Source organism: Enterococcus sp. AZ071, assembly GCF_050499065.1.
In the GTDB taxonomy this organism is placed as follows: domain Bacteria; phylum Bacillota; class Bacilli; order Lactobacillales; family Enterococcaceae; genus Enterococcus_A; species Enterococcus_A ferrettii.
This window is the reverse complement of the sequence record NZ_JBIPAS010000001.1, coordinates 683,206-705,961: the sequence shown is the minus strand read 5'-3', so window position 1 is coordinate 705,961 and position 22,756 is coordinate 683,206. Positions and strand designations below refer to the sequence as shown.

19 protein-coding genes are annotated in these 22,756 nt (G+C 38.0%); 5 read left to right on the top strand and 14 right to left on the bottom strand.

Annotated elements, in window-relative coordinates; all coding sequences use genetic code 11:
- Positions 1–3 precede the first annotated feature (3 nt).
- The 3 genes from IGI49_RS03445 to IGI49_RS03435 are packed head-to-tail and all read left to right on the top strand — an operon-like array spanning position 4 to position 3,596.
- Positions 4–756, top strand: a complete 753-nt coding sequence (locus tag IGI49_RS03445; protein WP_429963357.1) for a DeoR/GlpR family DNA-binding transcription regulator — start codon at positions 4–6, stop codon at positions 754–756.
- Positions 753–1,667 (top strand): 1-phosphofructokinase, encoded by a 915-nt coding sequence (gene pfkB, locus IGI49_RS03440; protein WP_429963356.1) that lies wholly within the window; start codon positions 753–755, stop codon positions 1,665–1,667. Before IGI49_RS03445 ends, pfkB begins: the two co-directional genes overlap by 4 nt.
- Positions 1,668–1,679: 12 nt before the next feature.
- On the top strand, positions 1,680–3,596 hold the full coding sequence (locus IGI49_RS03435) for a PTS fructose transporter subunit IIABC (RefSeq protein ID WP_429963355.1): 1,917 nt from the start codon (positions 1,680–1,682) through the stop codon (positions 3,594–3,596).
- A gap of 46 nt (positions 3,597–3,642) precedes the next feature.
- On the opposite strand, the gene IGI49_RS03430 is transcribed toward IGI49_RS03435, so the two are convergent.
- Positions 3,643–3,825, bottom strand: a complete 183-nt coding sequence (locus IGI49_RS03430) for a hypothetical protein (protein ID WP_429963354.1) — start codon at positions 3,823–3,825, stop codon at positions 3,643–3,645.
- 15 nt (positions 3,826–3,840) lie between these two features.
- Positions 3,841–5,166, bottom strand: a complete 1,326-nt coding sequence (locus tag IGI49_RS03425; protein WP_429963353.1) for a hypothetical protein — start codon at positions 5,164–5,166, stop codon at positions 3,841–3,843.
- A 122-nt stretch (positions 5,167–5,288) separates the two neighbouring features.
- On the opposite strand from IGI49_RS03425, the gene IGI49_RS03420 reads away from it, so the two are divergent.
- Positions 5,289–5,441, top strand: coding sequence for an SPJ_0845 family protein (locus IGI49_RS03420; RefSeq protein ID WP_429963352.1), 153 nt, complete (start codon positions 5,289–5,291; stop codon positions 5,439–5,441).
- On the opposite strand, the gene yihA is transcribed toward IGI49_RS03420, so the two are convergent.
- From yihA to IGI49_RS03380, 8 genes are all read right to left on the bottom strand, one after another.
- On the bottom strand, positions 5,438–6,034 hold the full coding sequence (gene yihA, locus IGI49_RS03415) for a ribosome biogenesis GTP-binding protein YihA/YsxC (RefSeq protein ID WP_429963351.1): 597 nt from the start codon (positions 6,032–6,034) through the stop codon (positions 5,438–5,440). The two genes, IGI49_RS03420 and yihA, sit on opposite strands and share 4 nt — an antisense overlap.
- A 52-nt stretch (positions 6,035–6,086) precedes the next feature.
- Positions 6,087–7,331 carry an ATP-dependent Clp protease ATP-binding subunit ClpX gene (clpX, locus tag IGI49_RS03410; RefSeq protein WP_207701616.1) on the bottom strand — a complete coding sequence of 415 codons (1,245 nt, stop codon included), beginning with the start codon at positions 7,329–7,331 and terminating at the stop codon, positions 6,087–6,089.
- 154 nt (positions 7,332–7,485) lie between these two features.
- Complete coding sequence (locus IGI49_RS03405) at positions 7,486–8,907, bottom strand: GH25 family lysozyme (RefSeq protein WP_429963350.1); 1,422 nt, start codon at positions 8,905–8,907, stop codon at positions 7,486–7,488.
- 169 nt (positions 8,908–9,076) lie between these two features.
- Positions 9,077–10,360 carry a trigger factor gene (tig, locus tag IGI49_RS03400; RefSeq protein WP_429963349.1) on the bottom strand — a complete coding sequence of 428 codons (1,284 nt, stop codon included), beginning with the start codon at positions 10,358–10,360 and terminating at the stop codon, positions 9,077–9,079.
- A gap of 101 nt (positions 10,361–10,461) precedes the next feature.
- Complete coding sequence (locus tag IGI49_RS03395) at positions 10,462–11,397, bottom strand: hypothetical protein (protein WP_429963348.1); 936 nt, start codon at positions 11,395–11,397, stop codon at positions 10,462–10,464.
- Positions 11,384–11,965, bottom strand: a complete 582-nt coding sequence (locus IGI49_RS03390) for an RDD family protein (protein ID WP_429963347.1) — start codon at positions 11,963–11,965, stop codon at positions 11,384–11,386. Before IGI49_RS03390 ends, IGI49_RS03395 begins: the two co-directional genes overlap by 14 nt.
- Positions 11,966–11,968: 3 nt before the next feature.
- A complete protein-coding gene (gene sppA, locus IGI49_RS03385) occupies positions 11,969–12,991 on the bottom strand; it encodes a signal peptide peptidase SppA (RefSeq protein ID WP_429963346.1) in 1,023 nt (340 codons plus the stop codon).
- A 26-nt stretch (positions 12,992–13,017) separates the two neighbouring features.
- Entirely contained in the window at positions 13,018–13,305 is a 288-nt protein-coding gene (locus IGI49_RS03380) for a hypothetical protein (RefSeq protein ID WP_429963345.1), read from the bottom strand.
- Positions 13,306–13,695: 390 nt separating this feature from the next.
- Between IGI49_RS03380 and glmS the strand changes: the two genes are divergently transcribed.
- Complete coding sequence (gene glmS / locus IGI49_RS03375) at positions 13,696–15,504, top strand: glutamine--fructose-6-phosphate transaminase (isomerizing) (protein ID WP_429963344.1); 1,809 nt, start codon at positions 13,696–13,698, stop codon at positions 15,502–15,504.
- 86 nt (positions 15,505–15,590) lie between these two features.
- Here glmS and glmM read toward each other — a convergent pair whose 3' ends face one another.
- The 4 genes from glmM to nifJ form a co-directional block, all read right to left on the bottom strand.
- A complete protein-coding gene (gene glmM, locus IGI49_RS03370; RefSeq protein WP_429963343.1) occupies positions 15,591–16,946 on the bottom strand; it encodes a phosphoglucosamine mutase in 1,356 nt (451 codons plus the stop codon).
- A gap of 26 nt (positions 16,947–16,972) precedes the next feature.
- Positions 16,973–18,061 (bottom strand): CdaR family protein, encoded by a 1,089-nt coding sequence (locus IGI49_RS03365; protein ID WP_429963342.1) that lies wholly within the window; start codon positions 18,059–18,061, stop codon positions 16,973–16,975.
- A 3-nt stretch (positions 18,062–18,064) separates the two neighbouring features.
- Positions 18,065–18,946 (bottom strand): diadenylate cyclase CdaA, encoded by an 882-nt coding sequence (cdaA, locus tag IGI49_RS03360; RefSeq protein ID WP_207701626.1) that lies wholly within the window; start codon positions 18,944–18,946, stop codon positions 18,065–18,067.
- Positions 18,947–19,080: 134 nt separating this feature from the next.
- Complete coding sequence (gene nifJ, locus IGI49_RS03355) at positions 19,081–22,749, bottom strand: pyruvate:ferredoxin (flavodoxin) oxidoreductase (RefSeq protein WP_429963341.1); 3,669 nt, start codon at positions 22,747–22,749, stop codon at positions 19,081–19,083.
- Positions 22,750–22,756 lie beyond the last annotated feature (7 nt).

The window sequence follows — 22,756 nt, the reverse complement described above, 5'->3', positions numbered from 1 at the left end:
AAAATGCTTACAGACGAACGGCGTAAGAAAATAGTTGGACTATTGGATCAATATTCTATTCTCAAATCTCAGGATCTTATAACTTTGCTAGATGCTTCAGAATCAACTATACGAAGGGATTTACAAGATTTAGAAAATGCTGGTTTGTTAGAAAGAGTTCATGGTGGAGCAAGACGTCCCCAATACTTGGAACAAGAATTAGGTATGATCGAAAAATCATTCAAAAACGTTCAACAAAAACAGGCAATTGCCCAATTAGCAGCTGATTATGTCACAAGTGGAGATGTTATCTATTTAGATGCTGGAACTACAACTCTAGAAATGATTCCTTTACTTAAAAGAAAAGAAGTTACCGCAGTTACTAACTCAGTTGGATTGGCTTCCCGTTTAGTTGAGCAGGAAATTAATACCATCGTTTTAGGTGGACGAATTAAATTGACAACGGATGCAGTAATTGGTACTCAAGCCATGGAACAGCTAGCTAATTATCGTTTCAATAAGGCTTTTATGGGCATGAATGGTGTTCATATTGAACACGGTTTTACTACTCCTGATACAGAGGAAGCCTCTTTGAAACGCTTAGCAATGGACCATGCCCAAGAGGTGTTTGTTTTAGTCGATTACAGTAAGTTCAACCAAGTTAGTTTTTCACGCGTTGCCGATTTGGAAGCTGCAACAATCCTCACTGACAAATGTCCGCTGATTGTTTATGACAAGATTAAAGAGCTGACAACTATTAAGGAGGTCGCTGTATGATTTATACAGTTACACTGAATCCTTCAATTGACTATATTGTTCATGTTGATCAATTAGCAATTGGAGATATTAATCGAATGAAAAGTGATCTAAAACTGCCTGGTGGCAAAGGAATTAATGTTTCGCGTATTCTAAAAAGAATTGATACCTCTTCTACAGCTTTAGGCTTCGTGGGTGGTTTTACTGGACATTTCATTAAAGAATGGCTGAAAAAAGAAGAAATCAGAACCGATTTCACAGCAGTTAAGGATGACACCCGAATCAACATTAAACTAAAAGCTGCTGAAGAAACTGAAATTAATGGCTTAGGTCCCAATATTTCGCAAGAGGAAATGAGTGGCTTAAAACAAAAATTAGCTGATGTTTCAGCTAATGATGTCGTGATATTATCCGGCAGCAAACCTGCTAGTGTTCCTACCGGATTTTATCAAACACTAATAGAAATCATTCGAGATAAGGAAGCAACATTTGTGATTGACACTACTGGTGAAGACTTAATGGATGCGTTATCAAAGAAACCTCTATTGGTCAAACCTAATAATCATGAATTGGCTGAATTGTACAATACAACTTTTAATTCGATTGAAGATATCTTCCCTTACGGACGTAGATTGTTAAAAGAAGGGGCACAGCATGCCTTAGTTTCAATGGCTGGTGATGGTGCACTATTATTCACAGAAAATGGAATTTATCAATCAAACGTTTTGAAACGTCCTGTAAAAAATTCTGTTGGAGCAGGCGATTCAATGATTGCCGGATTTGTTGGCAGTTTTACTAAAACACAAGATCCAATCGAAGCATTTAGATGGGGCGTCGCCTGCGGAAGTGCTACTACTTTCTCTGATGATTTAGCAACAAAAGATTTTATTAATGAACTGTTACCTGAAGTTAAAGTTACAAAGATTGATTAGGAGGAATTATAAATGGATATCAAAGATCTATTGATCAAAGATGCAATGATTATGGACCTGCAAGCAACTGATAAAAAAGGTGCAATTGATGAAATGGTTCAAAAAATGTACGACGCAGGACGTATTACTGATATTGCTACTTACAAAGAAGGCATCTTGGCTCGTGAAGCTCAAACATCAACTGGATTAGGTGATGGAATTGCTATGCCTCATGCTAAAAATAGTGCAGTGAAGGAAGCAACTGTTCTATTCGCTAAAAGTAATAAAGGTGTTGATTATGAATCATTGGATGGACAACCAACTTATTTGTTCTTTATGATTGCAGCTCCAGAGGGCGCAAATGACACGCACTTGCAAGCTTTAGCTGCCTTATCACGTTTGTTAGTAAATCCTGATTTTGTTGCTGAATTAAAGCAAGCAACAACTCCCGATCAGGTACAACAATTATTTGATTCAGCTGAAAAAGCTAAGGAAGAAGAAGAAAAGCAAGAAGCAGCAGAAGAAGAATTAAAAGACTTCAACCGTGAATATATTGTAGCTGTAACTGCTTGTCCTACTGGTATTGCCCACACTTATATGGCGGAAGATGCTTTGAAGAAAAAAGCAAAAGAATTAGGCGTAGACATTAAAGTTGAGACTAATGGATCTGAAGGAATTAAGCACCGACTAACTGCTGAAGATATTGATCGAGCATCCGGCGTTATTGTGGCAGCAGATAAAAAAGTTGAAATGAACCGTTTTGATGGTAAAAAGTTGATTAATCGTCCCGTTAGTGACGGTATTAGAAAGCCCGAAGAATTAATTGAAATGGCTTTAAGTGGAAAAGCACCAATTTATCATGGTGATGGTTCTGGTAGTTCTGAGGACGAAGCTAGTGATAATGGTACAGTTGGCCAACGTATTTATAAAGACTTAATGAATGGTGTTTCTCATATGCTGCCATTTGTAATCGGTGGCGGAATCATGATTGCGCTATCCTTTATGATTGACCAATTTATAGGTGTGCCAAATTCTGAATTAGCTAACTTAGGGAATTACAATCAAGCAGCAAGTATGTTCAATCAAATCGGTGGTGCAGCTTTTGGTTTTATGCTACCCGTACTAGCTGGTTTCATTGCTTCAAGCATCTCAGATCGTCCAGGTTTAATCGCAGGTTTTGCTGCCGGTGCATTGGCTAACACTGGAGGTGCTGGCTTTTTAGGAGCATTAATTGGCGGTTTCTTAGCTGGCTATGTTATTGTCTTGTTGCGTAAAGTATTTAGCGGTTTACCAAAATCATTGGACGGTATCAAATCTATTCTGTTCTATCCATTCTTTGGCTTGTTAATTACAGGTTTTTTGATGTTATTGATTAATATCCCAATGAAAGCAATTAATGATGGATTAAATGGTTTCTTGACTGGTTTGGGCGGATCAAATGCAATTCTTCTAGGTGCACTTCTTGGTGGTATGATGGCAATTGATTTAGGTGGTCCAATAAATAAAGCAGCTTATGTTTTTGGTACTGCAACCCTAGCTACTACTGTGGCAACTGGTGGTTCAATCGTTATGGCTGCAGTTATGGCTGGCGGTATGGTTCCTCCATTAGCAATTTTCGTGGCAACTCGTCTCTTCAAAAATAAATTTGAAAAGAGTCAAGTTGATGCTGGTTTAACCAATATTGTCATGGGACTGTCCTTCGTTACAGAGGGAGCAATTCCATTTGCAGCTGCAGACCCTATCCGCGTAATTCCAAGCTTCGTTGTTGGATCTGCAGTAGCGGGTGGTTTAGTAGGAGCATTCAGCATCAAATTATTAGCTCCTCACGGCGGTATTTTTGTAGCTTTATTAGTTAGTAATCCAGTTATGTATCTAGTGTTTATTCTTATTGGCGCTATTATCTCTGGTGTTATCTACGGGTTAATAAAAAAACCGGTTGAACAACAATAATACAAAAAAGGAATCAGAAATTCTGATTCCTTTTTTTCTGTTTAAATTAGTTTCTACGTTCGTTTCTTCTAACTTTGATAGGCTGCAGCTTTGGCTGAACAAAGTAGGCTGTTATTACTACAACAAATAGCAACGTAATATAGACTGTTTTAGCCATAAAAGAAGGTAACGCAACTATTGATAATACTACTACAAACATTAATCCAACCCTTTTTATCATTTGACTCATCGTCTTCCCCTCCTATCAGGTCTGAAGCATATTGATTTGTCCATTTCTAGAGATTGATCTTTGATCCGCAAACACAACCATCAATCGATTTTTCCCTTTTTCTAAGGATAGCTGAATAGTGTCATTTTCTTGGCTAAGTTGTTGCACAGTTATATCTTTCAATTTTTGCTTTAATCCGTCCACTGGAAAATCCTTAAAAGCGCTATCTGGAATAAAAAATTGTAAAATTGTAGTGTAATCTTGATAGCGTGTATCGGAAAGTTCTAACTCAATCGCATCTCTTATATAATACTCATAAGCCGCTAAACCTTGATCTAAAGTTCTTTCTGGATAAAGGATATGATAATTCATCATCTTCTCTTCCTCATCATCAATCCAAGGAAAATAGGCTAAGGCATTCAAGGCACCTTTCATGCGATGTACTCGGTACTGATCATTAATAAAATCATAGGTCCGAGTAACAAAATAGGAAGCCTTATTTTTTTCAGCAGGTTGAAATTGTTCATTCTGATATTGTACAGTCTGAACAACAGTGTCCTCAAAAGCGAATTCAATGTAAGGTTGTTTCAACAAGCCAACGCCATTTGTAAAGGACAACTGTGGAACCCCTAATTGATTCCTAAATAGTCGTTGAAATCTTAAATTTGCTGGTTCTTCCCACTGAAAAGGATTTTTGTATAACTCGATTTCTACACCAGTGCCTACTTCAACAACTCGTTCAACTTGTTGAATCTCTAACAACAACTGTTTGGGAAATAACTGCTTGTAAGCCTCTCCGAAGAACATTTGCCAACAAGAGGTTAAACAATACCCTGTATGAAAAACGTCGTAGCCAGGAAAACTGTTACAGTCTACAATGATTTCTCCATTAATCCCACGCATTTTAGGAAGCGTTTGCGTTTTTTCTGCACTTTCAAAGCGTCTCCGCTTTTCAATTTCGCTAGTATTGTGGTACAAATATTCATCGTAAGAACGAATACAAGCAAAGAAACCATATGTTTCTAAGCGTTGTTTCAAATAATCGCGATAGACAGGCTGCCAATGATAATAAGTAGATTCATTTAACAAGCTTTTCTCAAATACGGTATTCCCAAGCACATGAATGGTTGATTCTTCATCCCCCTTTTTCACCTGTAACCACTTGTCATCGTTTGAAGAAAGTTTATCAATAATTTGTTCCATTATTGGTAAATCAAATACTTCTTCTGCACCGTTAATTGACATTTCATCAGGTTCAAACAACAGGCGCGCCATTATTAACCAATCTTTAACGGCTTTATTTGCTGCAGCTCCATCTAACTTCTGTAACTGACTCACACTATATAACTGACGTTCCCCCATCGCTCTCACTCCTATCTATATTTCAATTATACCGTACTGATGTAAAAATACATAAATAATTGTTTGCTCCGTTTGTAATCTTCTACAAACGTGCTAAACTATGAAGATGGAGGTGAATTAACATGGGCTTAAAATTTGAACGCTCTGATGATCTAGATAAATTATTTGAAGAATTTGCTGTAGATCCTGACAAAAAAAAGGATATTCAAGAAAATAAAGATATTGAAAAATTCCTTAAACCAAAAGACGACAAAAAGAAAGACGAGCAATCCTAAATCAGCTCGTCTTTCATTTTGTTCTCAATAGCCCGCCAGGCATCTTCTTTTCCCATCTTTGTTTCTGAAGAAAACATAATAAAATCATCGTTTGGATCGAAATCCAAAGCCTTCTTAATCACACTCACATGCTTATTCCATTTTCCACGAGGGATTTTGTCCGCTTTAGTAGCAACAAGAATAACCGGAATCTTGTAATATTTCAAAAACTCATACATTTGAATATCTTCTTTACTAGGCTCATGTCGCATGTCCACTAATGAAACAACTGCTCTTAGTTGCTTACGCGAAGTAATATACGTCTCAATCATTTCGCCCCATTTTGCACGCTCCGTTTTGGATACTTTTGCATATCCATAACCAGGGACATCAACAAAGTGCAAACAATTCTCAATTAAATAGAAATTCAATGTTTGGGTTTTCCCTGGTTTTCCTGAAATTCGAGCCAGATTTTTTCGGTCAATTAAAGTATTAATAAATGAAGATTTCCCAACATTTGATCGTCCTGCCAAAGCAATTTCTGGAAGATTTGTCTCAGGATACTGTTTTGGTGAAACAGCACTAATGACAATTTCCGCCTGATGAACTTTCATTTTTTTCTCCCCTCTAAAAAAGAGCCACAATAAATTGCGGCTCACTTCTTTATTATCCAGCTTTTTTCTCATCTAGATATACAATCACTGGTTTCCCTGTACCTTCAACTGAATCCTCGGTTATAATGACTTTTTGAATAGTATCATCCGAAGGAATATCAAACATTACGTCCATCATAATATCTTCAATAATCGAACGCAATCCACGTGCTCCCGTATTACGGGAAATAGCCTTATTGGCAATTGCTTTCAGTGCACCATCTTCAAATTCTAATTCTGCTTCATCGTAAGAGAGAAGTTTTTGGTATTGTTTAACCAAAGCATTCTTTGGTTCGGTTAAAATACGGACCAAATCATCAGTAGTCAATTTTTCTAGTGCAGTTGTTACTGGCAAACGACCAATAAATTCAGGGATTAGCCCAAATTTTAATAAATCTTCTGGGATAATTTGCTGCATCACACTAGCGTTATCATCAATTTTCTTATTGTTGGTACCAAAACCAATTGTCTTTTCACCTAACCGATTTTTAACGATAGTCTCAATGCCATCGAAAGCTCCACCAACAATAAAAAGAATGTTAGTTGTATCGATTTGAATAAATTCTTGATGTGGATGCTTGCGTCCACCTTGTGGCGGCACACTAGCAACAGTACCCTCCAAAATTTTAAGCAAGGCTTGTTGTACACCTTCACCAGAAACATCTCTAGTGATCGAAACATTTTCGCTTTTACGAGTAATCTTGTCGATTTCATCGATATAGATAATCCCTTTTTCAGCACGCTCAACATTATAATCCGCAGACTGCAGCAATTTCAGCAGAATATTTTCAACGTCTTCCCCAACGTATCCTGCTTCTGTTAAGCTCGTTGCATCAGCAATCGCAAATGGTACATTTAATGTCCGTGCTAAAGTTTGGGCTAGGAATGTTTTACCAGATCCAGTTGGTCCGATTAAACAGATGTTACTCTTTTGCAATTCAATTTCGTCCACCTCTTCGGCTTCCGTATTGACACGCTTGTAATGATTATATACAGCCACAGACAATGCACGTTTAGCACGGTCTTGACCAATTACATATTCATTCAATACATCCAAGATTTCTTTGGGTTTTGGAACGTCGATGAATTCACGTATTGCTTCTTCGTGAAATTCTTCATCAATGATCTCTTTACAAAGATCAATACATTCGTTACAAATGTATACGCCAGGCCCCGCAACTATCTTTTTAACTTCTTCTTGGGTTTTTCCGCAAAAAGAACAGCGAACTGTATCCCCTGCGCCAGTGCTCTCATACATGGCTTTCACCTCTTGATTCATTTCCTACAAGTGTTTCCACGATTGCAGTCTTTATCTATAATACCATATTCATTGAAAAACACAAAGATAGCAAGTGAATTTAGTTGTTTTTTAAAGAAAAAAGAAGCTCTCAAAAGAGAACTTCTCATCAAAGTTATTTACCGTACCATGCAAGTCCTTCATAACGCCAACCCAATCGCACTAAATTATTTTTTTCGTTCACATTCATTGTATAATGATGAGATCCCGCTTTAGCATTTGGATTATACAGCCTTAACAAAGTAATGTTCCCACCCGAATACCATGAAATACCTTCATAACGCCAGCCTAATCTTACCAAATTCTCTTTTTCATGAAAATTCAACGTGTAGTGATGATCTCCGGCATTGGGATTATATAGTCGATAGACTGGTGCTCCCGATGTTGGGGCATTCCAGCCAATACCTTCATAACGCCAGCCTTTTGACACTAATATATCTTTCTCAATACCATTTTGTGTATAGAAGTGCTCAGAACTGTTTGGATTGTACAAACGATGCATCGCGACAGTATCGGAAGCTTGAGGGTTGATGAACGCTCCAGTGTAATCAGCGGAAATATCAAAGTTGCCACCTACATTAGGGAAGCGCAGTTGTGAATTCCATTGCCAAGCTCCGTACTGCGTATACAAATTATTTTGAGACAGATTATATGGATAAGCGGCTACCCAAATATTTTTATTTCCTAAAACACCTGTATTAATTCGACCACCTGTAATCCAATGTAGCCCCACATAGTGACGAACATTTGCAAATCCATGTTGATTTAATCGAGAACCGAATGCTCTGGAATTTGACGTATGATCGCCTTTTCCTGCAATACTGGGATCCTCAATATCATTAACCATAACAGTTTCCTTCGCTAATCCCAGAGAATTAGCTGATGTTGCAAAATAGTTGGCTTCGGCAATCGCCTGAGCATCTGTAGTAAATTCGCTATAATGATAAGCTGAAACCTTAAGACCAGCAGCTCTTGCATTATTAATCTGAGAAGCAGCCAGCGGGTTTTTATACCAAGTGCCTTGAGTCAATTTAACTACCACGCCAGTAACACCATATTTCTTCATGCCTTGATAAGCCTCGACGGAAATAGTCCCATTATGCGAAGAAACATCAATAAAACTTTTAGTCGGTGTATTATTATTTGTTGCTTGAACTACTGGAATGGAAGTAGCAGCTCTCGCGGCTCTAAAAAGCGATGGTGCATCAGAACGCCCACTGGGTAAATAAAATGTTCCCTCTTCAGTAGTGATTTCCGATGGATTTATGTCCTCTTCATCCTGATTAGGTTCTTCTTGAGACTCACTCTCTTCTGAAGGCTTCACTTCTTCCAAACTATTAGCAATCTCAGAAGACGAATCAGAAGATTGTATTACCTCCGTAGTTTCTGATGTCTGAACCTCAACCGAGTTTTCTGCAGTACTAGTAATCGTATTTCCACTAGAATTAGTTTTTGATACATCCTCAGCAAAAGCATTTGATGTTATATTCAGACAAAAAACAGCTAACAGACTCATACCTAAAATTTTTTTCTTCATTCTTTCTCTCCTTTTTTATTAAGATTTTCTCTTCTTCATTTTAACAAATATGACTGAAAATTTGAAGTTATATTATTGGTTTTTTGTTTTTTTATTTTGGAGTACATTTTAATCATCGTTATATAAAAAGAACTTCACCGCTTAAGAGCGGCGAAGTTCTAAGGAAAAATTATTTTTCAATAGCTGTTCCAGTAACTAATTCAACAGCTTGTTTCATTTTAATGTCGTGTTCCAACATATCTTCTGTAAGAACTTTACGGATTTGGTCTTCTGGCATTTGGTACATTTCTGCTAATTGTTTTACTTCATTTTCAACATCTTCGTCTGAAACTTCAATGTTTTCTGCCTCAACAATTGCTTCCATGACAAGATTCGTTTTTACTCGGCCTTCAGCTTCACCTTCGAATTGAGTGTGCAAATCAGCCTCAGTAGATCCTGTTAATTGATAGTACATTTCTGGAGAAATTCCTTGGCGTTGCATATTGTTTAAAAATTCATCCATTGAACGGTGTACTTCATCGTGAATCATTACGTGAGGAAGATCTGTAATTTCAGCATTGTCTACTGCTTGTTTAATTGCAGCCTCATCTTTGGCTTCTTTCGCTGCTTGTTCACGTTGGTCAAGCAATTCTTTGCGGTATTTCTCTTTCAGTTCATCTAACGATTCAACTTCATCGTCAATATCTTTAGCAAACTCATCATCTAGTTCCGGTAATTCCTTCGCTTTTACTTCATGAATTTTTACTTTAAAGACTGCTTCTTTTCCAGCTAAGTCATCTGCTTGATATTCTTCTGGAAAAGTAACTATTACGTCAAACTCGTCCCCAGCTTTATGACCTGCTACTTGATCTTCAAATCCCGGAATAAATGAACCCGAACCTAATTCAAGAGAATAGTTTTCACCTTTCCCGCCTTCGAACGCTTCATCGTTAACGAAACCTTCAAAATCAATTATAGCTGTATCACCAGTTTCAGCAGCTTCATCTTCTTTGATTACTAATTCTGCTTGAGTTTCTTGGTCACGTTTTAAACGATTTTCAACATCTTCATCTGAAACTTCTACTGTTTGCTTTGGAACTTCTAGGTCTTTATATTTACCTAGTTTAACTTCAGGTTTTACAGTAACTTCTGCTTTGATTACCCAGTCTTTACCTTTTTCCATCGTATCAACATCGATTTTTGGTTGAGATACAGGCTCGATGTCTGCTTCCTTAACAGCAGCTTCATAGGCTTCTGGCAAGACAACATTTAAAGCATCTTCATATAAAGCTTCTTCGCCGTACATACGGTTAAATACCTGACGAGAAATTTTACCTTTACGGAAACCAGGTACTGATAAATCCTTTTTCACTTTGTTAAATGCACTCGTCAATCCTTTTTGAATAACTTCTTGATCGATTGAGAATGTTAATACACCTTCATTGGTGCTTGTTTTTTCAAAAGTTGCTGTCAAGTTTGTTCCCTCCGAATACTAAAATACTTGCTATTTGCATACTACTAAATAGTACACTAATGGTTATCAATTGTAAATATAAAGCTATGATTCTGCACACTTTATCCTTCATAAAACCCATTTAATTCTTTCTTGATTTTCTGCCTGATCGATTCGACTTTCTGATCTAACGACAATTCTTTTTGAAGGTATTCTGAAAGATAGCTATTTACCCAAAAATCACTTTTATCATAAAGTTGATGCAATGGGTATAGAAGTGCCATCTCCAACTCTACTTCCTCTTGTAAATTAGCTAATAATACAGGATCTTGGTTTTCTAAAAAATCGGTCAGTTTCTCCAAAATAGTTCGTTTCAGTGTGCTGTCATTTGAAGTTCCTATTTCATATGGATAAAGACTATGTTTGTAACCGTCAACGGCTAAAATAGAAACAATATCCTTGGTGCCCAACTTCACCAACTCTTCAAATAAAAAGTTTCGAACTAAAGGAGAAACCTGAGTATTTACCAATATTTTTTTTGACGTATCCAACAAATCTTTTTGTGGAAGTTCTTTGAATTTTTGAGCAGTTTGCAGTTGGTATACCTTTGGAAGCTTTGGCAGTTCCTCTAGTTCTTTCTTTATTTCTCTTATCAAACTTCGTTGCGTGTGCTGATAGAAGGCTTCTTGCATCTCTAACAAATCCGTAAAACTTTGAACCTTTTCTTTCTTTAATTTACCTTGCTTCTGTATTTCCCAAATTAATTTCCGAGCATCTAAAAAATTTTTTTGCATTAAAAGATTCTGCAGGTATAATTCCGCACGACTTTCTTCCTCTAAATAAAATTTGGGAAGCTCCTCTATATATGAAAGGCTTTTTGAATATTCACCTAACTCAAATGCCGTGCTTGATATCATCCAATTGACAATTGGATCGTGTTCTATTTGGTAAGCTGCTTCTAGTTGAATTAAACCTTCAGCCAAATGGTGCTCCACTAGTGCTTCTTGTCCTTTTCGTAAATAGTTCTCATAGTTTCCAGGAAAATCAATACTGCTCATGATAGTTTAGTGCTCCTTCGTGTTCTGCAGCTTTCAGCATATTTAGAGTAACCACACTAGTTTCAGTAAATAAATCTCCTAAATGCTGTTTATTCGGAGTAAAAATAGCAACCAGGTAGCCTAATGAGAATAGCGTGTTCTTTAGAATAAACCGACAGGCGCCTTCACGAACCAGTACAGTTGACCAACTCAGTTTTTCCTCACTAAAACAAATTACTTGAATACCAAAAATCATCTTGCCAAGTGTTTGTCCATTATTTAATTTAGTTAGTAAAACAAAGTATGCCAGATATACAACTAAAGAAAGTATGCCATAAACCGAAAACAGCTGACTAGTTCTTTCTAATCCTAGTAGGTTAAAAGGCCCACCTATTATAATGGTAGTAAGAGCGGTAATGCACAGGTTATCAACTAAATAAGCAAAGAAGCGAATCCAAAAACCTGCATAAAAGTAATTAGGGTAACGATGCTCATTTGTTTTAGATGAATTACTTTTCAGCGTGGCATTTTCCTCTTGGTTACCAACCAGTGGTGATACTGCTGGACGTCCTAATTCTTCATTTGCCATTTTTTACTCCCCTCCATAAAGATACATGGCCTTGGGTGATTGCGGTGTACCCACCTGTTCAATAATGTTAGCAATTTGTTGTTCTTGAGTAGGTTTTAAATTCTGGATTTCAGCCATTTGATTGCCTAACCAACTATTAATAAAGTCGGTATTGCCCTCACTATACTCAATTACTTGTGCATCAGATAAGCCTTTATCAGCTTTTAAAGCCTCCATAGCATCTTCAGGATAACCAATTGCGTCAATTAAACCATTATCTAAAGCTTGAGCACCATCATAGATTCGGCCATCGGCTAACTCCTTCACTCGTTCTTCTTTCATATCTCTGCCTTCAGAAACAACTTTCACGAAACGACCGTAGCTGCTGTCGATATAAGATTGTAGCACTTCACGATCTTGTTCAGTTTGTGGCCTTGAACTAGAACCGATATCTTTTAACGCACCACTCTTAACCGTAGCATCAGTAATTCCCAATTTCTCCATCAAACCAGAATAATTGGTGTTAGACATAATAACACCAATTGAACCAGTAACAGTATCCTCGCTTGCAAAGATTTTTTCAGCATTTGCCGATACATAATAACCACCGCTAGCTGCTTGATTTTCCATTGAAACGTATACTGGTATCTCTTCTTCGATTTTCTTAAGTTCTTTAGTAATTTCAGCTGTTTCATAAACGGCACCACCTGGTGTGTTTACAACTAAAAGAACGCCTTGAACAGTCGGGTCGTTTTTGACCAGTTCAAGCTGCTGCATAAAAGCTTCATGATTGTAGCCGGTACTTGAAAATATACTACTAGGTCCAGTGTTCAATATAGTACCTTCAATCGTCAATTTAGCAATTTTCTGGGTACTGTTACCCGGTTCTACCACAATTTCCTGAGGCTCACCATTTCCGTAAAGCAGTTCATTTATTTGCCCCATACTTTCTTTTGTTTCTCTAATTCTAGTTACACTGGATGTAATTGCTGAGAAAATCAGTAAAAAAAAGGCGATTCCCACAGCTGCCCAACGACGTTTATTCATTTCTCTCCCACTTCCTATTTTGCTTGTTAGTACAAATTGCGAATAATTAACACTTTCTCAATTGGACCAGTTGCTTTCATTTTTTCAGCTTTTTCAAGCAATGAATATCCCTGGAAAATCTCATGATTTAACGGATCCTCAATTTGAAAAATTTTCGCTTCTTCAATACTTAACGCATTAGGAGCGATTTCCTGAATACTGTCCCACCCTGTATCTAAAAAGATTTTCGTATCTTCAGTCACTGCTTTTTGTTTTTCTAGTTCAGCTAAAAACCTGCGTAATTGTCCAACAGTTAAATTTTCTACTTGCTGCATACTCTGCCTCCTTTTTTTCTATATTCTACCTTATTAGCCGAAAATATGAAAATTATGCACGATCTAACCACCCATCTGACCTGTACCATTTAACACTAAAGATTAGACCAATTTATTTAATTTAGTCTACAGGTTGACTTAGTCTCTAATTTATATTATATTAATCAGTGTTTCCGTTAGCAATACCAAAAATCATTATTGAGTAGACCAATAATGATAGCGCCAGGTCTCTAAGAGATGACGAGGAAGAAGCTCATCGAAATATTCGGCGGATGGCTTCAGGGTGACCACGCTCTACAGATAGTTTTAAAACATTTCTGAGAAGGAAAAACAGAGAAACTGTCACGTGGTACGGGAGCAGATAATGAAAAGAAAGTAGGAAAAGTCATTATGTGTGGAATTGTAGGAATTGTAGGAAATGAGCAAGCAGCAAATATTTTATTAAATGGATTGGAAAAATTAGAATATCGGGGATATGACTCAGCAGGCATTTTTGTTGCTGATGATCACAATGATTTCTTAGTCAAATCACAAGGACGTATTAAGAAATTGGCGGACAAAATGACTAATGATGTTCATGGTACTATTGGGATTGGCCACACAAGATGGGCCACTCATGGAGAGCCTAGTGAGCAAAACGCTCATCCGCATACTTCTGAAACAGGACGTTTTGTTTTAGTTCATAACGGAGTAATAGAAAACTACGATGAATTAAAAGAAAGTTTTTTATTAGATGATGCCTTCTATGGCGAAACAGACACCGAGATTGCTGTTCATTTAGTCGAATACTTTGTAAATCAAGGCTTAGAAACAAAGGAAGCTTTCAGAAAAGCTTTGCAAGAAATTCATGGTTCTTATGCTTTCGGATTGATTGACAAGGAAAACCGCGATCTTATTTACGTTGCTAAAAATAAGAGTCCATTATTAGTTGGATTAGGTGACGGATTTAACGTAATTTGCAGTGATGCAATGGCTATGTTGGAACAAACCAATCGATTTGTCGAAATTAACGATGGCGAAATGGTAATTGTTGCAAAGGATCTTGTACAAATTGAAAATCAAGATGGCGAACAAATTGAACGCGCTCCGTACGAAGCAAAAATTGATCTATCAGACATGGAAAAAGGAACCTATCCATATTACATGTTAAAAGAAATTGACGAACAACCTGCTACAATGCGCCGAATCATTAGTGAATATACTGATAATGCTGGAAATGTTGTTATTGAAGACGAACTGTTAGAAAAATTACTAGATAGTGACCGAATTTATATTATTGCTTGTGGTACTAGCTATCATGCTGGCCTAGCTAGTAAGCAAGTCCTAGAAAATCTTGCACACATTCCAGTTGAAGCTCATTTATCAAGTGAGTTTGGCTATAATATGCCCTTGCTTTCAGAAAAACCATTTTTTATTTTCTTAACCCAAAGTGGTGAAACTGCGGACAGTCGCCAGGTATTGGTTAAAACAAATGAACTGAATTATCCTTCATTAACCATTACTAATGTTGCTGGATCAACTCTTTCACGTGAAGCAAGCTACACAATGTTGTTGCATGCCGGTCCGGAAATAGCAGTTGCTTCGACTAAAGCCTATACCGCCCAAATCGCAGCATTGACTGTATTAGCTAAAGCTGTTGGGGAAGCAAAGCAAGTAACATCTGCTAAAGAATTTGATTTTGTTAAAGAACTAGGAATTGCTGCGAATGCAATGGATGCAATGATAAGCGAAAAGGATTTAATCAGTCAGCTAGCCATTGATTACCTGAGTGACACTCGTAACGCCTTCTATATTGGTCGAAGTGAGGACTACTATGTAGCAATGGAAGTGGCTTTAAAACTCAAAGAGATTTCTTACATTCAAGCGGAAGGCTTTGCTGCTGGTGAATTGAAACATGGTACAATCGCTCTAGTTGAAGAAGGTACACCAGTAATTGGTATAATTACTGACGAGATTACTGCAGCTCATACTCGTGGAAACTTGCGTGAGGTAGAAAGTCGCGGCGCTCATACTTTTATCATTGTTTCGGAAGAACTAAGCAAGGATGGCGACCAAATTATTTTACCAATTGTACACCACTTCTTACGTCCTTTGGTTTCAGTAATTCCAGGACAATTGATTGCTTACTTTGCTACTTTGGAACGTGGGTATGATGTTGATAAACCACGTAACTTGGCAAAATCAGTTACAGTTGAATAAAAATTCTAGAAAGATCAGCTTGCTGGTCTTTCTTTTTTACAATAAAAAGCTGCATTCATAAAATACAGAATGCAGCATACATTTTTTTAATCTAGTCCAATTTCCTGGCGAACAACAGTAGCAATTTTCTCAACGTAATACTCTACTTTCTCATGTGTGGGTGCCTCAGCCATGATCCGTAATAAAGGTTCTGTGCCAGAAGGTCGAACCAAAATACGACCTTCACCACCCATTTCAGCTTCGGCTTCATCAATTACTGCTTTAATAGCAGGTACATCCATAGCCCCGTACTTATTACTTACTCGAATATTTACCAGTTTTTGCGGGTAAATAGTTACTTCTCCAGCTAATTCAGATAGCTTTTTACCAGTTTGTTTCATAATATTTAATAATTGGATACCTGTCAACATACCGTCTCCAGTAGTATTGTAATCTAGGAATAGAACATGCCCAGACTGTTCACCCCCAAGATTGTAGTCATTTTTACGCATTTCTTCAACTACATAACGATCACCAACTTGAGTGATTACGTCCTTAAGCCCCATATCCTCCACTGCTTTATGAAACCCAAGATTACTCATAACTGTAGTTACAACAGTATCTTTTTTCAAACGTTTGCGCTCTGCTAAGTATTTAGCACAGATAAACATAATTTGGTCGCCATCAATAATATTACCTTGTTCGTCTACAGCGATAACCCGGTCACCGTCACCATCAAATGCTAAGCCAGCATCTGCTTTTTTCTCGACCACAAGCTCAGCTAACTTTTCAGGATGTGTAGAACCTACTCCATCGTTAATATTCAAACCGTTTGGAGATGTTCCCATAGTGTAGAAGTCTGTTTCCAAATCTGCAAATAATCGATTCACGCTAGTTGAAGTAGCACCATTAGCAGCATCAATACATACGGTTATACCTGATAGGTCACCAGGTATAGTTTGAACTAAAAATTGTGAGTATTTTAAAAGTCCTTCATGGAACTCATCTAGCGATCCCAAACCTTCTGCAGAAGGACGTGGTAGTTTATCTTCATCAGATTCTAACAACGCTTCAATTTCTGCTTCTTGATCATCGACTAATTTAAAGCCGTCACACCCAAAGAATTTGATTCCATTGTCTTCAGCGGGATTATGGGAAGCAGAAATCATTACTCCAGCAGAAGCTTTTTGTAATTTTGTAAGGTAAGCTACACCAGGTGTTGAAATTACACCTAGTTGGAATACCTCGATTCCTACAGAAAGTAATCCCGCAATTAGAGCTGCCTCTAACATCTCTCCTGAAATACGCGTGTCACGGCCTACCAAAACTCTTGGCCGTGTTTCCCGTTCTTCGTGCTGACTTAAAACGTACCCACCATATCTCCCTAACTTAAATGCTAACTCTGGCGTTAACTCCTTATTGGCAATCCCGCGGACGCCGTCTGTTCCAAAATATTTACCCATGATTCAAAATTTCCCTTCTTCATCTTCTAATTTGTTGAAGCGGTTGTCGATTCACTGTTCGTAGTTGTTTCTTCAGTCGTAATTGAAGTGGTTGTACCCTTAGTAGTACTCGAAGTGGTTTGACTAGTAGTTGTACTAGACCCTTTTGAACTACTTGAATCAGAGCTACGAAAAACTGGTGTGATTCTAGCAGTCGTAGCCACAGGATTAATTTTTATTCCATTATCGATTGGAATATCTAGTTGTCGGCTAACTGGTTCTGTAATGTTTGAAATATTCACTGGTACTTCAATTGTATCAATCCCATCAATTGTTGCGCTAGTGCCACGAATAGTAGCTAGCGTTTGATCAAGCTCAATATTATATCGCTGAACGTTTGCTGGCACAGTCCCTTCTTGCTTAGGTTCTAGTGCAACTTGTTTGCTTGATCGTTCTACCTTAAAAGAAACCGTTACTGTTTGCGGATTTGCTTGAATAGGCAAAGCCTCTCCATTAGCATTCAGTGCTTGGACCTGAGTTCTTACAGTGTCTTCTTCTCCGACTAATTGAGTTGCATCAACACTTGCGATCACTTGGCTAATCTGCTGCATCGTCTCTTCACCAGTAGTTATTTCTATCATACTAGGATCAGTAGCCAAGCTATCCACTTGTATCCCATTTTCCTCAACTCCATTACTTACAACTGGTGTAACCTCAAAAGATTTTGTTTCCTTTTTCTCGATCGTAACCGAAATTGTCTGCGGCTCCATAGAAGCATAAATAGAACTCTGTAAATTACGCGTTTGCAATTTCACTTCATGTGTACCTGTACTTAACCCATTAAGATCTGCTACAACACTAAATGTCCGAGTATCTTCATCAGCCTCTCGATCTAATTGTATTCGATTCGCACTGCTTAATCTTACGGAGACAGTTGTATCAAAGCCATGAACAAAATATTCATCTGAATCGTACTCTAAGGTTACTGGTACATTTTGTAAAGCTTCTTGATAGGTGGAATTTGATGAAAAAAATTGACTAACATTCTGGCTGTTGACATTAAAAAACAGCATCAAGCTAAACAGCAAAGAAATCAATAGATAGGGCAAATTAGATTTTTTAAATTTTATCATCATCTATTATTTGCCTCCTTTGCTGACACCGTCAATAAAGGCTTGTAATAGATTTTTTTTACCACGGTCTTTTTCGTCAGAAATCAATTCTCTACGCAGGATAGCTAAGTATTCTTCCTGGTTCAAATCATGTAAAAAGTCCGTATTGAAGGTTAAACTAACTCCGCCCGTCTCTTCAGAAACTATGATAGTCAGCGCATCGCTAACTTCACTAATACCAACAGCCGCACGATGGCGTGTACCAAATTCTTTTGGTATCAACATACTGTCTGACAATGGCAAATAAGCTGAAGCTACTGCCAATTTACCTTTTTTTACAATTACTGCACCGTCATGCAGCGGCGTATTTGGGATAAAAATATTGATCAGCAATTCTCCAGTAATGTCAGCATCTAACGGAATCCCGGTTTCAATATATTCATCTAAACCAGTGTTGCGCTGAATAGTGATTAGCGCACCTATTTTCCGTCGAGACATATATTGGATCGCCTTATCAAACGCCAAAATCATCTTCTCATCTTCGTGCTCTTCTTTTTTAGTAGGCTTAAAAATTGAGCTTCTTCCTAAGTGTTCCAATCCTCTGCGAACCTCTGGTTGAAAAATAACTACTCCAGCAATAACCCCATAGGTAATTATTTGATTCATCAACCAAGATAAAGTATGCAGACCTGTATATTCTGCTAAAATACGAATCCCAATAAATACTGCGACACCCTTAATAAGTTGTACCGCTTTGGTTCCTCGAACTAGCTGAAACAGTTTATAAATTAGAAACCAGACAACAACAATATCTAAAAGATTCGCGATAATGTCCCAAGTTGAAAGATTCTCAGAAAAGAAGCTCAGCCAATAATCCGAATTAAATAACTCGCTTAAACGACTAGGCATAGGCAACCTCTCTTTCTATACAGTTTCCCTACAATTATACCATAAGAGTAGAAAAAAATAGATAAGGCTTAACCGTTTCATTAAGAAGAAAAAAGAGTCTCAGAACAACTTGTTCTGAGAGCTCCCCAAAATTACTATTTATCTTGACGCTTTTCCGCACGTGCAGCTCTTCTCGCTGCACGACGAGCTTCTGCCTCCGGATCAGTTTTTCTTTCCCGTCGTTCCCGCTTTAGTTCTTCTGAAGTTTTTTCATTGGTTCCTTCAATTTTTGCTCGTAGCTTTTCTTCTTGACCAGCAATTCTAGCGTAATTAAAGAAACGAGTCTTAGCATCCTCTACCGTCTTCTCATACAAATGTTCAGCGAATTTTGGTTGAACAGATTGAAGTGCAGAGAAGCGAACTTGATTTTTCATAAAATCAATCATTTGCTCGAAGTTTGGTCGTTTGAAATCCAAGGACATTGGATTCCTATTTGCTTCTTTTGCAAGTGGATTGTAACGATACAGTGACCAGTAGCCAGAATTTACAGCATCCTTTGCTTCTTGAAGACTCTTGCTCATACCACCACGCAAGCCATGATTGATACATGGTGTGTAAGCAATAATCAATGAAGGCCCTGGGAATTTTTCTGCTTCTTCAAAAGCTTTAATTGTTTGTTTTTGATTAGCACCAGAAGCTATCTGAGCAACGTAAACATTGCCATAAGTCATCGCAATCATTCCCAGATCTTTTTTCGATGCATATTTCCCGTTGGCTGAAAACTTAGCAATGGCTGAAGCCGGAGTTGCCTTGGAGGTTTGTCCACCCGTGTTAGAATATACCTCATTATCCATAACTAAAATGTTTACATCTGCTCCGCTCGCTAGAACGTGATCGATCCCGCCAAAGCCGATATCATAAGCCCAGCCATCTCCGCCAAAAATCCATTGACTGGTTTTGACAAACAGATCATGATCCGCGTAAATACTTTCTAGACGGTCATTACCTGCTTTTTCTATTTCCAAAGCAGCCTTCAATTTTGCTGCTCGTTGCTGAGTTCCCTCAGAGTCATGTAAATGATTCATCCAGTCTTCCATTAAATCCTTCAGCTCTTCTGAAACTTCATTAAGAACTTGGGACATTCTGAAAGCTAGTTCTTGACGGCGCGTTTGATTGGCCAGCAGCATTCCATAACCAAATTCCGCATTGTCTTCAAATAGAGAGTTGGACCAAGCTGGTCCCTGTCCTTTTAGATTCGTAGTATACGGACTAACTGGTGCCGCTGCTCCCCAAATAGAAGAACACCCCGTAGCATTAGCAATCATCATCCGATCTCCATACATTTGAGTCAGCAGTTTTACGTAAGGCGTTTCTCCGCAACCAGCACAAGCACTTGAGAATTCCATCAGGGGTTGATTGAACTGGCTGCCTAACACAGAATTAGGTTTCACTGGATTTTCCTTTTGTTTCAATGTCATCGCAAATGCCCAGTTAAGAGCTTGTTCCTTTTGTTCTTGATAAGGCTTCATAACCAAGGCTTTTCCTTTAGCTGGGCAAGCTTCTACACATAAACCACAACCTGTACAATCTTCAATTGATACTTGAATTCGATATTTCAACCCATCAGCGCTGCGCATTTCCCGAACAATATATCCTTCCGGTGCTTCTTGCATTTCCTCATCATCGGCTAAGAATGGGCGAATTGCTGCATGAGGACACACAAATGAACACTCATTACACATAGTACAACGGTCGCTAATCCATTCCGGAACTTCTAAAGCCACACCACGTTTTTCATAGGTTGTTGTACCCACTGGAATTGTACCAGTAGTCATTCCATTTCTTACCAAAGTTCCTACTGTAAGACTGTCGCCCTCCAAAGCATTAACTGGCTCTAAAACTTCTTCAACGTAACGTGGAACAGCTGTCGGACGAACCTTTGCAGGAATTTCAGCATAATACCAGTCATCTGGAACTTTATATCGATGAAGCAACTCGATCGTGCGATCCATTGCCGCAATATTCTGTTCAACGATTTCAACAGATTTTCGACGATAATTTCGGTCTGCATCTTCCTTTAAAATATCTAAGACTTCCTCAAAAGGAATGATACCAGTCAATTTAAAGAAGGCTGTTTGCATGATTGTGTTAATTCGCTGGCCTAAACCAACTTCCATTGCCAATCTTGCAGCATTAATAGTGTAAAACTTGATATCATTTTCAGCAATAAAGCGTTTTAAGCGTGCCGGCAACAATTGATTGATTTGTTGATCATTCCAAGTAGTATTTAGCAGAAAAGTTCCTCCTGGCTTTAACCCTTTTAACAAATCATAATTATGAATATACGCAGGTGTATGACATGCAACAAAGTCAGCACTTTCCACTAAGTAGGTTGAACGAATCGGCGTATCTCCAAAGCGCAAATGAGAAACCGTCAGCCCACCAGATTTTTTCGAATCATAGTAAAAATAGCCTTGTACGTATTTATCCGTATTATCGCCAATAATTTTAATTGCGGATTTATTCGCTCCTACTGTTCCATCAGAGCCAAAACCCCAAAATTTTGCTTGGAACGTAGAAGAATTTGTTAAGTCTACCACTTCTTCAGTGTCTAATGATAAGTGAGTAACATCATCCACAATTCCAATAGTAAAACGGTTTTTTGCACTATTTTTTGGTTTCAACAATTCATTGTACACAGCAATAATTTGATCAGGAGTTACATCTTTTGAACCTAGTCCGTAACGGCCACCAATAATCATTGGACGAATATCAGCATCGTACATAACACTTTGTACATCTAATAGTAACGGTTCTCCATCAGCACCAGGCTCCTTAGAACGATCCAACACTGCGATACTTTTAACTGTTTTTGGCAATTTTTCTAACAAGTTTTTAACTGGGAAAGGACGATATAAATGAATATTTAGAAAACCAACTTTTCGACCTTTCGCATTTAGATAATCAACAGTTTGTTCAATGGTCTGTGCCACTGATCCCATGGTAATAATAACTTCTTCCGCATCCAGAGCCCCATAATAATTTACTAGGTCGTAATCCGTTCCACGTAATTCATTAATGGCTTTCATATATTTTTGTACAATTGCTGGCAGCTTTTGATAAAACTGATTCACTGTTTCTCTTTGTTGAAAGTGGATGTCCGAGTTCTGATTGGTACCACTGATTGTTGGGTGATTTGGATTCATGCTACGCTTACGAAATTCAGTAAGCTTTTCTTGATTAATCAACGGTGCAAGCTCTTCATAGTCCAATACTTCAATTTTTTGAATTTCATGACTGGTCCTAAACCCATCGAAAAAGTTCATGAATGGCACACTAGCTTCAATTGTTGCCAAATGAGCAATCGCTGAAAGATCCATAACCTCTTGTACACTGCTTTCCTGCAACATAGCAAAACCGGTTTGACGTGCTGCCATAACATCTCCATGATCACCAAAAATGTTAAGAGCATTCGTTGTAATCGCACGACTAGCTACATGGAAAACTGTTGGCAACAATTCACCAGCAATTTTGTACATATTGGGAATCATTAATAATAAGCCTTGAGAAGCAGTATAAGTTGTTGTCAAAGCCCCCGTTTTTAAAGCCCCATGAACAACACCAGCTGCTCCGGCTTCTGACTGCATTTCAGTTATATTAACAGGCTGACCAAAAATATTTTTCTTCCCCTGAGCCGCCCATTGATCAACAAGTTCAGCCATCGTTGAACTTGGCGTAATTGGATAAATTGCTGCCAATTCAGTAAATGCATAAGATATATATGCGGCAGCGGTGTTTCCATCCATTGTTTTTGTTTTTCGCATGCGTTTC